Below are 14975 nucleotides of genomic sequence, written 5' to 3' on the forward strand. Positions count from 1 at the left end.
TTATCGATTAGCCGAATTGATCGATTTAATGAATTGACTTCCTGTATCTTTGATGTAATAAGTAAAACATTATCAATTTTAATTGATGAAATTGCTATACCTCAGTGGGAGCAGGGTATAGCATAAATGATCCACCAGTATTTATACTGGTGGATCTAGTTTTTTTTATCAATTTAGTGCTTTAAACATCTTAATAAGCACGTTCGTTATTACCTTCAATATAATTAATATATGCTTTGTTTACAACCTTGTTTCCTCCAGGTGTTGGGTAGTCTCCTGTGAAGTACCAATCTCCTGTATGATCTGGGCATGCTTTATGTAAGTTTTCTATTGTTTGATAAACAATCTTTACTTCAGCATTGATATTCTCTGGTGTTAAAAGTACCGCGATTTTATTAGAAATTTGTTCTGGTGTAAATGGCTTGTATATGTCTTTTACATGATTGACAATTTCTTCTTTTGGTAAATTCAATTGGGCCTTACACTTTTCGTAAGTCGATTGAATGATTCCTTCTTGTCCAGATTCTTTTAATAATTCTATCGCTGCTACGAATGCAATAAAATCACCCATTTTTGCCATGTCAATACCATAACAATCAGGATATCTAATTTGCGGTGCACTAGATATTACAACGATTCTTTTTGGATGTAAACGATCCAATATTCTTAAAATACTCTTCTTTAATGTTGTTCCTCTTACAATTGAATCGTCTACAACAACTAGATTGTCCTTTTTTTCTTGAACAGTACCATAAGTAATGTCATAAACATGCGCCACTAAGTCTTCACGTCCGTCATCTTGCGTAATAAACGTTCGAAGCTTAGTATCTTTAATTGCTATTTTTTCAACCCTTGTTCTTTTAGCAAGAATCTTTTTAAGTTCGTCATCTGTAAGTGATGCACCTTTTTCCTTAATTAAATCGAATTTTAATTGATTCTGATATTTTTCAAGGCCTTTAATTACACCAAAGAACGAAGTCTCTGCTGTATTAGGTATAAATGAGAAAACAGCATTGTCTATCTCGCCATCAATTGCCTCGACAGTTTGAGGAACAAGTAGTTTTCCTAATTCTTTTCTTTCGTGATAGATATCTTTGTCACCTGGACGAGAAAAATATATTCTTTCAAATGAACATTGTTTTAATTCTCTTGGCGTATTAATCATCGTCTCAGTAGTTATACCGTTCTTTTTGATAATTAAAGCGTGTCCTGGTTTAACTTCCTTAATTTTACTAGCAGGAACGTTAAACGCAGTTTGTATTACAGGTCGTTCAGAAGTTACAACACAAATTTCATCATCTTCATACCAGAATGCTGGTCGAATGCCTGAAGGATCTCTTAAAACAAAAGCATCACCATGTCCTAATAAGCCACACATTGTATAGCCACCATCCCATAAATCAGATGATTTTTTAAGGATCTTAGCGATATCTAAGTTTTGACCAATTAAATTATAAACGTCTCTATTCGAATAACCCTCCGGCTTGTATTTAGCGTACAATTCCGCATTTTCTTCATCCAAGAAGTGGCCAATCTTTTCAAGAACTGTAACAGTATCAGCCATCGCTTTTGGATGTTGACCTAGTTTTAATAATTGTTGAAACAACTCATCGTTGTTCGTTAAATTAAAATTGCCAGCTACTGTTAAACTTCGCGTTTGCCAATTGTTTTGCCTCAAAAATGGATGACAGCTTTCAATCGAATTTCTTCCGAAGGTTCCGTATCTTAGATGTCCTAAGAATAACTCACCCGTAAATCCAGCATTATCTTTAAGGTAGTCAATGTCCTTTAATAATTTTGGATCCTCCTTTTCAATTTCAGCAAATCTAGAATTGATATGACTGAAGATGTCTTGGATAGGAGTTTGTTCGATCGATCTGTATCGACTGATGTACCTTTTTCCTGGTTCTACATCTAATTTGATATTGGCTAAGCCGGCACCATCTTGGCCCCGATTGTGTTGTTTCTCCATTAGGAGATACATTTTATTTATGCCGTAAAAAGCCGTCCCGTACTTGTCGAGGTAAAATTGAAGTGGTTTCTTTAGCCTTAATAAGGCAATACCACACTCGTGTTGAATTGCGTCACTCATGCACTTTATCGAGTTGAAATAATTTGAGTGCAAATTTAAGAAAGACAATCGGCTTATCCGAACAATAAAATATAAATAATATATTTTTCAACAGATTCTTTGTTAATAAATTTAATCATCGTACATTTGCAGCCCAAATTTGGGATAATAGTAATTAATTAAAAACAGAATAATTGTGGATACATTGAGCTACAAAACTGTGTCTGCCAATAAAGAAACTGCTGAGAAAAAGTGGTTATTGGTTGATGCAGAAGGAGAAACACTTGGACGTTTAGCGAGCAGAGTAGCATACCTAATTATCGGGAAACACAAAACAAATTTCACATCACACGCTGATAGCGGTGATAATGTTATTGTGATAAACGCTGAAAAGGTTGTGCTAACAGGGAACAAAGTAACGATGAAAGAATACATTCGTCACACTGGTTACCCAGGTGGTCAAAGAATTTTGACTGCAAGACAAATTTTAGAGAAACACCCAGAAAGACTGATTGAGAAAGCAGTTAAAGGGATGTTACCTAAAAATAAATTAGGGAATGCCTTATACAGAAACCTGAAGGTTGTTGTTGGTGCAGAGCACGAACATGAGGCACAAAAGCCTGCAACAATTAAATTAGATTCAATTAAATAAGCATATGAGCGTAGTTAATACATTAGGGAGAAGAAAAACGGCAGTAGCTAGAATTTATCTTTCAAAAGGTACCGGTAAGGTAACTATTAATAAAAGAGAGGCAAACAGTTATTTCAAGACTCCTGTTCTTTTGGAGAAACTTAATCAACCATTTCAGTTAACTGAGACAGTTGGACAATATGATGTTGTTGCAAATGTTGACGGTGGCGGTGTAAATGGTCAAGCGGAAGCTATCAGATTAGGGATTTCAAGAGCATTGGTTGAGATTTCTGCAGATAACAAACCTTTATTAAAAGCTGAAGGATTAATGACTAGAGATTCTAGAATGGTTGAGAGAAAAAAACCAGGACAGAAAAAAGCGAGAAAGAAATTCCAATTCTCAAAACGTTAATCAATTCCTATTTCCGATTCCATTTTATGGAATTGCGGTTTAGTATCTAAATTGTTAAGATTACTTTTAAGTACTACTTGACAATTGCTTTGTAAAAAAAGACATCGTAAAATAACGCGGTGAAGAAAAAAGTTAAAAAGAAAGTAAACAATATTTAAAAAAATTAAAATGGCGAAAGCAACATTTGAAGAGTTATTAGAAGCTGGTGTTCACTTTGGACACTTAAAAAGAAAGTGGAATCCATATATGGCTCCATATATCTTTACTGAGAAAAAAGGTATCCACATTATTGATTTGAATAAAACCATCGCGCATCTAGACCAAGCTTGTGCAGCAATGAAACAAATCGCAAAATCAGGAAAGAAAATTCTTTTTGTAGCAACTAAAAAACAAGCTAAGGATATTTTAGAAGCTCAAATTAAACCAACACGTATGCCGTACATCACCGAAAGATGGTCGGGTGGTATGTTGACGAACTTCGGAACAATCCGTAAAGCAATTCGTAAAATGTCTTCTATTGATAAAATGGAAGAAGATGGTACAATGAAAACTTTATCTAAAAGAGAGCGTTTACAAATGTCTCGTACGCGTGCTAAACTTGATAAAAACTACGGTACTATTGCTGATATGACTAGAGTTCCTGCAGCGGTTTTCGTAATCGATGTATTGAAAGAGCATATCGCAGTTAAAGAAGCTAACAAATTAAATATACCAACATTCGCAATCGTTGATACAAATTCTGATCCAAGAAATATCGATTTTATTATTCCTGGAAATGATGATGCTACTAAATCAATAGAAGCGATTATGAGTAAAGTTTCTGCAGCTATCATGGAGGGTTTAGAAGAAAGAAAAACTTCTAGAGATAAAGCTAAAACAGCTAAAGATGCTGCTAAAGAAGCGAAAGATACAAAAGAAACAACAGAAGCTCCAGAAGCAACTGCTGAAGAAAAATAATATTAATTAGAAAAGTTTAAAGAAATGAAAATTACTGCTTCACTCGTTAACGAGCTAAGACAAAAAACAGGTGCGGGGATGATGGACTGCAAAAATGCACTTGTAGAGGCTGAAGGTGATATGCAAAAAGCTATCGACGTACTAAGAAAAAAAGGACAAAGAGTAGCTGAAAAAAGAGCCGATCGCGATTCAAGTGAAGGTGCTGCTGTTTCTAAGATTAGTGCTGACGGAACCGTAGGTGTTGCTATCGTTGTTGGTTGTGAAACTGATTTCGTTGGTAAAAACGAAGGTTTCATTGCTTTGGCTAATAAATTGGCTGATATTGCTATCAACTGTGATACAAAAGAAGAGCTTTTAGGAGCTGATTTTGAAGGTATGACTGTTGCTGACAAATTAATCGAACAAACTGGCGTAATTGGTGAGAAAATAGAGATTACTGCATTTGAGAAAATATCTGCTCCTTTTGTTGGAACTTATGTTCACAATAACAGAATCGCTGCTTTAGTAGGTCTTTCTGAAAAGATTGACGATGCTGCTGAAGTAGGTAAGGATGTTTCTATGCAAGTGGCTTCTATGGGAGCTACACAATTGTCTTATAAAGATTTTGATCCTGCTTTTGTAGCTTCAGAAACTGAAGCTAGAATCGCTGTAATCGAAAAAGAGAATATCGAATTAGGTCGTTTAGGTAAAACATTGAAAAATGTTCCTGAATTTATTTCTATGTCTCAATTGAATGCGGATGTAATGGCGAAAGCTGAAGCTGAAGCGAAAGCTCAATTGGCTGAAGAAGGTAAACCTGAGCAAATTTGGGATAAAATCCTTCCAGGTAAAATGGAAAGATTTATTTCTGATAATACAACATTGGACCAAGAGAAATGTTTATTGGATCAAAAATTCATTAAAGATGAAAAAATGTCTGTTTCTGATTATGTGGTCTCTAAAGGGGCTGGATTGGAAGTGACTGGTTTTAAACGCGTTTCTTTAGGATAAATTATTTAATTAAATCCTGACTTTTTTAAGTCAGGATTTTTTTTGCTTAAAATTATAGGAATGTACAAGAGAATATTACTGAAATTAAGTGGTGAGGCCCTTATGGGTGAAAAGCAATTTGGGATAGATAATAGTCGTTTGGATGCTTATGCTGCAGAAATAAAGGACTTACATGATACCAATGTTGAAATTGCAATTGTAATCGGTGGTGGAAATATCTTTCGTGGAGTACAGGCTGCTGATGGTGGAATGGATCGAACACAAGGTGACTATATGGGAATGTTGGCAACAATGATCAATAGTATGGCACTACAAGCTTCTCTTGAAAAATTAGGTCTATATACACGTCTCGTTTCTGCAATTGAAATGAAAGAAATAGCTGAGCCTTATATTAAAAGAAGAGCAGTTAGGCATCTTGAAAAAGGTAGAATCGTTATTTTTGGTGCCGGTACAGGGAATCCTTATTTTACAACTGATTCTGCTGCTGCTTTAAGGGCAATTGAAATGGATGCGGATGTGATTCTTAAAGGTACTAGAGTCGATGGAATTTACTCTGCCGATCCTGAAAAAGATCCTAATGCCGTTAAATTTGAAAATCTGACTTTTGATGAAGCCTATAATAAAGGTCTCAATGTGATGGATATGACTGCTTTTACACTCTGTAAAGAAAATGATGTTCCAATTATTGTATTCGATATGAATACATCAGGAAATCTTAAAAAAGTGGTTGAAGGAGAAAAAATTGGTACTTTAGTAACTGTTTAATTTTAATAGAAAATGGAAGAAGAAATTCAAATGCTTCTCGAAGAAGCTAAAGAAAGTAACAGTAATTCAATTCAACATTTAATTACTAGTCTTGAAAAAATTAGAGCAGGTAAGGCAACTCCGTCTATGCTTGACAGCGTTATGGTTGAGGCTTACGGTTCTGTAACACCAATTAATCAGGTTGCCAACGTGAATACAATCGATGCGAGAACAATTACAGTTCAACCTTGGGATAAATCTAATTTAGATGCTATCGCTACTGGGATTATTAATTCTAATTTAGGTCTTAATCCTCAGAATAACGGTGAAAGTATATTGATTAACGTGCCAATGCTTACGGAAGAACGTCGTAGAGATTTAGTGAAGAGCGTAAAGAATGAAGGTGAACTTGCTAAAGTGAGTGTTAGAAATAACAGAAAAGAATCGAATGATTTTATTAAGAAGTTGAAAGCTGATGGATTGTCTGAGGATAGAATGAAGGGACTTGAAGCAGAAATACAACAATTTACGGATGACAGTATCAAGAAAATAGATGCCTTAGTTGATAAGAAAGAAGTTGATATAATGACGATCTAATCGTTTTAATATAAAGTACTTAAAAGCACTGCGAATTTCGTGGTGCTTTTTTTATGCCAAAAAATATAAAACGCTATGATTAATTTAGAATTACGTTAAATAAAGGCATAAAAAAACCTGAAAAGAGCGTACTGATAGTCTAGGTAGCAAGTCTCTTTTCAGGTTACCGTGCAAGGAAATTAAAACCGAAAGCTAAAAAAATGCTTTCTGTTATAATTAATGACGTGAAGATTTATTAAAAGGTTGTTTATTTTTATGAAAAATATTCGAATTTATATCCAACTCCCCGTAAACTCTTAAAATATTGGGGGTTTTTTGGTTGGTCTTCGAAATATTTTCTGAAATTTAGAATGTAATTGTCGATGGTTCTGCTCGTTGGGTAACTTTCGGTTCCCCAAACTTCATCTAGAATTTCATTTCTAGAAACTACTTCGTTTTTTTTACTGATCAATAACTTTAAAAGTTCAATTTCACGTTTTGAAACGGACATGTTTTTACCCTTAGCAATAATTGTATAAGTTTTGAAATTGATCACATTCGATCCAAATTTGAATTCGTCTTCTATGCCTCTTTCTTTTTTACGTTCAATTAAAATTCCAACGCGCAATAAAAATTCTTCCAAATTAAAAGGTTTTACCAAATAATCATCTGCACCATATTTTAATCCCGTAATCCTATCCAAAGATGTCCCTTTCGCGGAAGTGAATAGAATAGGTACAATACTTGTTTTTCGAATTTCTAAGCAAACATCAAATCCGCTCATTTCCGGAAGCATAACATCGAGAACGACTAAATCATATTTCGAATCGAATTTTTCTAGTGCCTCTTTTCCATTTAACGCAACATCTACATGAAAACCTTCTAATTCAAGATTTAATGTGAGTACGTTAACCAAACTCTCTTCGTCTTCTACTAGTAATATCTTTTTCATTTTTTATTCCGAACTTCTCAGCCATAAAAGTAGTAATTTTACCAGTCTTATAGGATAGTTAAATTGGAAAATCAATGCAGAAAAAGGTATATCTGAGTCTAGGTAGCAATCTAGGTGATAAATCAAAAAATTTAGAATTGGCTTATCGTCAACTAAGATCTGATGTTGGGACAATTGTTAAAATTTCTAAAATTATTGAAACAGAACCTTGGGGCTATGAATCTGATGAGCTTTTTTTTAATGTTGTTATTGAGATGAATACAACACTTTCTCTAGTCCATTTATTTAAAAAGATCAAGGAGATAGAACAACGACTTGGAAGGTCTGAAAAAATAAGTTCGGCGTACGAAGACCGTATTATTGATATTGATATAATTGACTATAATAGTGAACGTTGGATTGATGATGATTTGATTGTGCCACATGCTAAAATGCACTTGAGATTATTTGTTTTAATTCCACTTTTTGAGTTGAATGCGAATTGGCAACACCCCGCATTAAATTTGTCGATTAATGAAATGAAAGCTAAGTTATTATGATTGCAATCTGTCGGTAGGTTTTAGTGCTTGGTCGAAAGTTTACTCTTAATTATTATTAAATAACTATTTCCGTTTTTCTACCTCAAAAAAAATACTTATTATTGCACTGTTTATAGGTAATTTAACGAAAAGGATTTAAAAATCAAAAATAAAATGAAAAAGCAAAGTTATAAAGGATTAGCTGCTATTGTTTTTGCAAGTGCTATTTTAACTGGATGTAAGTTAATTGGCGACGTAGAATATGTTGTTCAACAAGACCCAGTTGAAATGCACGGTGACAGCGTGAAAGTAACAGTTACAGTGAAATTTCCTGAAAAAGGTTTGAACAAAAAAGCGTCGGCCGAAGTAACTCCTAAATTAGGTAACAAGTCGTTTAAAACAATCACTTTCCAAGGTGAGAAAGCGACAGGTAATGGACAAACTATTGCTTTTAAAGCAGGTGGAACGGTAAATTACTCTGATGTTATTCCTTATTCTCCAGATTTAGAGCATGCTGATTTAACAGTGACTGGAAAAGTTTCTAAAGGTAAAAAAGAAGAAATTTTTGAGCCTTTCAAAATTGCTGATGGAACAATTGTAACACCTTTATTAGTACAAAATGATGATAAAGCACTAGTTGGTGTTGATAATTTTGTTCGTACTACTGAAGAAAACTACAATGCACAAATTAACTATCTTAAAGGTAGATCTGAAGTAAGATCTTCTGAAATGAAAGATCAAGATATTAAAGATCTTCAAGCATGGTTAACTATGGCGCAAACAAATCCAAAAGTTGCTCCGAAAAAAATGAACTTAATTGCTTATGCATCTCCTGAAGGTGGAGTTGAAAAAAATGCTAGCTTAGCTGGTGATAGAGCAAAATCAGGACAAGAATCTGCTGTGAAAATTGCAAAGTCTGCTAAGTATGAAACTACTGAGTCTTTCTATGCATTAAAGCCAATTGGACAAGATTGGGAAGGTTTTTCTAAGGCTGTTAAAGCATCTAACTTAGAAGATAAGAACTTGATCATCCGTATTCTTGAAATGACGAAAGATCCTGTAAAAAGAGAAGAAGAGATTTTGAAATTATCTAAAACTTACAAAGAATTAGATGAAGAAATTTTACCTTCTTTAAGAAGAACTCAATTGAATGTTGTTTATGACAAAATTGGTTGGTCAGATGTTGAATTAAAAGGTTTGACGAAATCAAAACCTGATACTTTAAAATTAGAAGAAGTTTTGTTCGCAGCAACTTTATATGATGATTTATCTGAAAAGATGCGTGTTTACAATATCGCATTGAAAAATTACCCAGCTGATTGGAGATCTCATAACAATGTTGGATTTGTATACTATATGCAAAACGATTTAGCTAACGCTACAACTCATTTCAATAAGGCAAACGAATTGAATGAGAATCCTGTTACTTTAAACAACTTAGGAATTATCGCTCGAATCAATGGTGAGAGAGATAAAGCTACTAAATTATTAAAGTCAGCTATGGCTGCAGGTTCTGAAGTAAAGTATAACTTAGGAATAATTGATATCCAAAATGGTGACTATGCTGAGGCAATTGGTAACTTCGGTGGAGAAACTACTTTCAATAAAGCATTGGCACAAGTGTTAAATGATGATTTGTCGGGAGCTTTATCTACTATTGATGCTTCAGTTGACGCTGAGTCTGCAATGGGATATTACTTAAAAGCAATTATCGGAGCACGTCAGAACAATGTTGATTTGGTTGTAAACAACCTTAAAAGTGCTGTATCTAAAGATCCAGGTTTAAAAGCTAAAGCAGCTAAGGATAGAGAGTTTATCAAATTATTTGAAAACGCATCTTTCAAGAATGCTGTTCAATAAGAACTAGAATTACCGAATTACATAATATTATTAAAACGCCTTGCTCTCTGAGTAAGGCGTTTTTTTGTTTAAATCGTTTATTTTCATTACATTGGTAACTGTCACAAAAGTTATAGCTATGAACTAACCTGCGATCAATGAAAATATTTCTAATATCAATTTTTCTTTTTTTCTTTGTATTTACTACCAATGCTCAATTTGGACCTTATAATGAGATTGACGGAGAAGCACTTCAGCCTACAGACATTGTGGTAATTGATTTTGATAGAGATGGTGATGTTGATATTGTTACATTAGGGATGAATAATGTTTTTTGGCTCGAAAATCTTGGCGATGGAAATTATGCTCCCCCGCAAAATATTGCGAGAACAGGGGATGGTTTCGTTTTCGATGGCGAGCTTGAAGTGTCAGATTTTGATATGGATGGAGATTATGATGTTCTGTTTATTGCTGACTATTTTACTCAAATTAGATTTGCTGAAAACTTAGGTGATTGTATTTTTGATCTTGCGGCAACAGTCTTCGTTGACGAAAGTTTTAGTTTTAGTTTTGAGGTCGCGGATATGAACGCTGATGGAAATCCGGATATTATCAATTTAGAATCTGATTTTGTTCATTGGCTTGAGGGAGACGGTTCAGGGGCAATAGCATCCGATAATATGATAGTGGATTCCCGAGTATTTAAATATGATCTCCTATTGGTTGATATTGATCTCGATTCGGATTTAGATTTATTGTGGTGCCTCGAAAGTGATCCGCATCAAATTTTACTTGTTACGAATTTGGGTGGTGGTGTTTTTGATGCGCCAATAATAGTGGCAGAAGGAATGGAAGCTACACCCAGATCTGTTTGTACTGCCGATATTGATGGAGATGGCGATCTAGATGTGGTTTTCTCTGTTTTTTCTGGTGCTATGTATTGGGCCGAAAATAGTGGTCCTGGTGTTTTTGAACCGTTTGTTTTGATTTCTGATATTGGAATTGGGAAGGTTGTTATTGCGCCAGGAGATATTGATGTCGATGGTGATGTTGATTTAATTACAACATCAAATAATGATGATAAGGTATATTTTCATAAAAATGTAGGTGGTGGAATCTTTGAAACGCCATTAATGTTGACTGATGCTGTATCGTCAGCCGATATGATATTATTAGCCGATTACGAGGAGGATGGAGATTTAGACATATTTGTAATCGGTAAATATGAAACGATAGGATGGATTGAAAATGGCACTATAAGTCCAACTTATGTTGAAGGGCAAGTGTATTATGATGAAAATGAAAATGGAGTGAAGGATGGTCTAGAACGAGGGATTCCTAGGAATATGATCGTTTCTGATCCTGTTGGAACGGAATCTGCAACTTTAGATTCTGGTTATTATGTGATGAATTTTTTAGGCTTACCAGACGGTGATTATGAAGTGGTTCCTGAAATGCCCCTTTGGCGAATAACTTCGGCTGTTGATGCCTATGATGTAACCTTGCCTGGCGATTTTGAGTTCTTGGATACTTTTGATTTTGGTATGGTGCCAAACGTTTTAATAGATAGCATTAGAACAGATTTGACCGGTAGTTATAGAGCGCGTTGTCATGATACAATTGGGGTTTGGCTGAGTACAGCAAATCTAGGAACTTCATTCCCTTCTGGTATAATGCATCTCGAATTGGACGATAGTTTGGATTATGTTTCAGCTGATATTGTTCCTGACTCTATTGTAGGACAAAATTTGTATTGGTCATTTGATGATTTGTATTTCTACGAAGTAATGACATTTCAAGTCTTTCTTGGAACGCCATACGGTGAAGGGGGAGACGTTTCTAGTGTATTGACTACTTCAATTATAGAAGATGATGCAATTGTATTCAGTGTATCTGCTGAATTGACACAACCAATTATATGTGCTTACGATCCCAATGATAAAACACCGAACCCAATGGGTGAAGGGCCTGAAGGTGGAATTCCAGCTAGCACGGATTGGATAGAATATACCGTGCGTTTTCAGAATACAGGAACAGATTATGCAGAGGATGTAATTATCAGAGATCAATTGGATGATAATTTGATATGGACAAGTATACAACCGCTATTTAGCAGTCATGATATGGAATTTGAATTTGATCCTTCGGGTGAAGTAGCTTTTGTTTTTAATGATATCATGTTACTGGATAGCAATACAAACGAATTGGAAAGTCATGGTTTTGTGAAGTATCGCGTTCGAATGAAACCGGATTTAGCCATTGGAGAAACGATTGAAAATACGGCATATATTTATTTTGATTTTAACGAAGCTGTTATAACCAATACTGCGTTAAATACAATTGTTGAACCAAAGGGACTTGGAATAGATTCTGATGGAAATGAAACGGAATTAATCGTTTATCCAAATCCTACAAGTGGTATCGTAAATATTCGTTTAAGCGGTGAGCAACCAGATGGTTATTCTGTGAGTGTGATCAATCTAATGGGGCAAGAGGTCTATAAGCAGAACAATGTTAATGGAGATATGCTGAGTATTGAAACGAATTCGTTCGAAGCAGGTGTTTACATTATTAGTGTGGCTTATGGAGAGGATCAATCATTGTTACATGCTACTAAATTAATCGTGGAGTAGGATTAATGTTTTACTAAAAGGTTAATTACAAATATTTAAAACGTCTTCCTTATATTAGGAAGGCGTTTTTTTAATTTAATACTGATTTATAGGTATGTTAATAAGGCGAACTATTTAAGGATGGTCACCATGCCGTTGAACGTTAATTTTTTATCTGTAGTAGATTCTTTGGCAGTGACTTGCCAAATATAAGTACCGTCATCGACGATGCCGCTATTTCCGTAGGTTCCATTCCATGTTGAAGAAGCATCGAATGACTCCCATACAATTTCTCCCCAACGATTAAATATGGTCAAGTGAAAATTGTAAAAATCAATCCCGTCAATATAAATACCCCAACTTTCATTGTAAACATCACCATCTGGAGTAAAGGCATTAGGGGCATAAATAATTACATCCGAAATAATTTCTAAAAAATCAGACACGGTATCTGTGCAGCCAAAATCGTTCGTAACGATCAAAGTAATCTCATATGTATTCGGGATTCCTTCTGGATATAGAATACGTGGTGATTCATCATCACTTTCTTCAGGTAGCCCTTCTGGGGTTAACCACTGATAAGTATCATCAAAATTTTCAATCCCAGGGGTCAATATAATTTCGGTATTAAAAATTGTGGTGGGATTAGGGTTAATGAATAATTTTGCTTTGGGAATTGCAATAGATTCGAAATAATTGGTCGCTGTTATATCAGCGTGGCATCCAAATTCGTTATAAATTTCTAGTGAAATATCATAAAGACCTACAGAAGTGAATCGGTAGGTAATGTCTTGTCGATTGGGAAATGTATTTCCGTCTATTTTCCATATTACTGAATCTGAAAATATGCCAGATGAGAAAAATGTAGCATTCCCAGGATTACAAACTGCGGTCTTGTCAGATGTAAATGTTGGTGCAGGCACTGGTCTCATATGTGTTTCTGTGCAAATGCTAATTGGAGATGTCTCGCATCCGTCATTTACGGTTACACAATATTCAGTCATTACTTCGGGATTGTCATTAATGGTATTGATATCACCACTGAAATCAACGCCGTTAGCTGTCCAATTGTAGTTGTAATCGTTGTCTCCACCAAAAGCTGTCACCATTGAGCTTGTTAAATAACTTGGGCAAACAGAGTCGTTTTCACTTATATTTAAAGTGATAGGATCTTTAAGTGTAACTTCAATTGTATCTTCTTCAGAAACACAACCAAATTCATTTGTAGCAACCACTGTTATCAAAGTTGGAGTTACATCCGGAGATATTGTCTGACTGGGACCTTCGTCGCTTTCAGGTATCGACCAATTATAGTTATAAATTAATCCGCCAATAGCGGAGGCCGTAACTGTGGCAGTGCCGTTTCTGCAGATAATTGTGTCACCAAAAGCTGTAACAATAACAGGATCTGGATTGAAAATTTCAGCATCGCTTTCATAAATACAGCCAATGCTGTCTTCTGTTATTATATCGTAAACACCTGCAGATAAGTCATTAAAAATATTTGATACTTGCCATGTTAAGCCAGCATCAATACTATAGTTGCTCAGAGCTAATGGGTCGAATTCTGTGACTTCAATCCTGCCATCTCCTCCTTCAAAACAAGTTACATTAATTGTCGTTAGCGGTGGGCCGATATTTTCGACTTCGATATCGAACAATCTTGTCGTAGTACAACCCGTGATATCTGTAACAGTTAATCTAACTTCGTGCGTGCCAGCAACTGCGAATGTGTATCGTGCAGAATCCCCCGAAATGACTGTGCCGTCTTCAAATTCCCATTCGTAAGCAGTGAATTTATTATCGTTGTAAATCATTCTACTTTCAGAATCGTCAATTAATAAAACTTCTACACCAGGACAAGGTGCTTCAGGAACTAAATTAATGTCTAGAAAACGTTCGAAGCAAACAGTTTGAATATTTGAAGCTCCTCCAGTTACAGCCGTTGCACCAAAATATACATTTGGATCACCATCAAAATAATTGGTTACCAAATCTTCCGTATGTGTAAATCTGAGAATTCCGTCAAAGTATGTCGTTAATTCTAAGGTAATTGGATCCCAAACAACTCTCAATAAATGTGGTAAATCATCTTCAATATTTGGTAGCGCAATCGGAGCAACTAAATCATGACTTAATGAACCATTTGAATTCATACCGATATGATCTGCTACAATATCACCTGCAACAATACCATCGTCTCCACTTTGCCAAGTGTCCATCTCAATACCAATAGAGTTTAAAATTCCATTGTAACCCAATAACGAGCCTAAACTACCCGTGAATATTCCAGCTTTGCGAAGTACAAACACCATTCCGTCAGCACCACCCCCATCTGACAATCCAAAATTCAATTCATAAGTGAAATCAAACGAGTTGGTGAGGTTAATTGTAGTTGGACTCCAAACACTTCCGGCTTGCGTCGTCGTTGTTGTTAATGTATAACAATCACAGGTGCCTGTAGCTGTGCCACTTCTTACCATTTGACCAATCGTTCCTGTTACATGGAAAAATGTCAATAAAACTAGAATTAAGTAAGTTATTTTAGGTTTCATCATTTGTTATAATCCGATCTATTATTTGTCTAATGTAATCAAATTATTCGAATCTAAACTATCACCTAAATGGTTTTAGATTAAGGTTTCTGTGTTTTTATTGAAGATCCTGTTGCAA

The 14975-nt window shown here is 35.0% G+C and carries 12 protein-coding genes; 9 read left to right on the forward strand and 3 right to left on the reverse strand.

Annotation, left to right across the window (positions count from 1 at the left end; genetic code table 11):
• Positions 1 to 190: 190 nt before the first annotated feature.
• On the reverse strand, positions 191 to 2092 hold the full coding sequence (locus T367_RS0100375) for an amidophosphoribosyltransferase (protein WP_027418061.1): 1902 nt from the start codon (positions 2090 to 2092) through the stop codon (positions 191 to 193).
• A gap of 175 nt (positions 2093 to 2267) precedes the next feature.
• Here T367_RS0100375 and rplM point away from each other — a divergent pair, with 175 nt between their 5' ends.
• From rplM to frr, 6 genes are all read left to right on the forward strand, one after another.
• Positions 2268 to 2723 carry a 50S ribosomal protein L13 gene (rplM, locus tag T367_RS0100380; protein ID WP_027418062.1) on the forward strand — a complete coding sequence of 152 codons (456 nt, stop codon included), beginning with the start codon at positions 2268 to 2270 and terminating at the stop codon, positions 2721 to 2723.
• A gap of 4 nt (positions 2724 to 2727) precedes the next feature.
• Positions 2728 to 3114, forward strand: coding sequence for a 30S ribosomal protein S9 (gene rpsI / locus T367_RS0100385; protein ID WP_027418063.1), 387 nt, complete (start codon positions 2728 to 2730; stop codon positions 3112 to 3114).
• Positions 3115 to 3282: 168 nt separating this feature from the next.
• Positions 3283 to 4071, forward strand: a complete 789-nt coding sequence (gene rpsB, locus T367_RS0100390; protein WP_027418064.1) for a 30S ribosomal protein S2 — start codon at positions 3283 to 3285, stop codon at positions 4069 to 4071.
• A gap of 24 nt (positions 4072 to 4095) precedes the next feature.
• On the forward strand, positions 4096 to 5061 hold the full coding sequence (tsf, locus tag T367_RS0100395; protein WP_027418065.1) for a translation elongation factor Ts: 966 nt from the start codon (positions 4096 to 4098) through the stop codon (positions 5059 to 5061).
• A gap of 60 nt (positions 5062 to 5121) precedes the next feature.
• Positions 5122 to 5826: a UMP kinase gene (pyrH, locus tag T367_RS0100400; RefSeq protein WP_035841962.1), complete on the forward strand. Its 705-nt coding sequence runs from the start codon at positions 5122 to 5124 to the stop codon at positions 5824 to 5826.
• A gap of 12 nt (positions 5827 to 5838) precedes the next feature.
• Entirely contained in the window at positions 5839 to 6402 is a 564-nt protein-coding gene (frr, locus tag T367_RS0100405; protein WP_027418067.1) for a ribosome recycling factor, read from the forward strand.
• A gap of 253 nt (positions 6403 to 6655) precedes the next feature.
• Here the strand turns inward: frr and T367_RS0100410 are convergent, their stop codons facing one another.
• Complete coding sequence (locus T367_RS0100410) at positions 6656 to 7333, reverse strand: response regulator transcription factor (protein WP_027418068.1); 678 nt, start codon at positions 7331 to 7333, stop codon at positions 6656 to 6658.
• Positions 7334 to 7407: 74 nt separating this feature from the next.
• Between T367_RS0100410 and folK the strand changes: the two genes are divergently transcribed.
• From folK to T367_RS0100425, 3 genes are all read left to right on the forward strand, one after another.
• A complete protein-coding gene (folK, locus tag T367_RS0100415; protein WP_035841964.1) occupies positions 7408 to 7872 on the forward strand; it encodes a 2-amino-4-hydroxy-6-hydroxymethyldihydropteridine diphosphokinase in 465 nt (154 codons plus the stop codon).
• Between the two features lie 153 nt (positions 7873 to 8025).
• Complete coding sequence (locus T367_RS20880; protein WP_051568252.1) at positions 8026 to 9711, forward strand: tetratricopeptide repeat protein; 1686 nt, start codon at positions 8026 to 8028, stop codon at positions 9709 to 9711.
• Between the two features lie 137 nt (positions 9712 to 9848).
• Positions 9849 to 12323 carry a T9SS type A sorting domain-containing protein gene (locus T367_RS0100425; protein ID WP_027418070.1) on the forward strand — a complete coding sequence of 825 codons (2475 nt, stop codon included), beginning with the start codon at positions 9849 to 9851 and terminating at the stop codon, positions 12321 to 12323.
• A 110-nt stretch (positions 12324 to 12433) separates the two neighbouring features.
• Here the strand turns inward: T367_RS0100425 and T367_RS20885 are convergent, their stop codons facing one another.
• Entirely contained in the window at positions 12434 to 14860 is a 2427-nt protein-coding gene (locus tag T367_RS20885) for a T9SS C-terminal target domain-containing protein (protein ID WP_035841965.1), read from the reverse strand.
• Positions 14861 to 14975: the final 115 nt, after the last annotated feature.

The sequence above is a fragment of the Crocinitomix catalasitica ATCC 23190 genome, assembly GCF_000621625.1.
Lineage (GTDB): Bacteria > Bacteroidota > Bacteroidia > Flavobacteriales_D > Crocinitomicaceae > Crocinitomix > Crocinitomix catalasitica.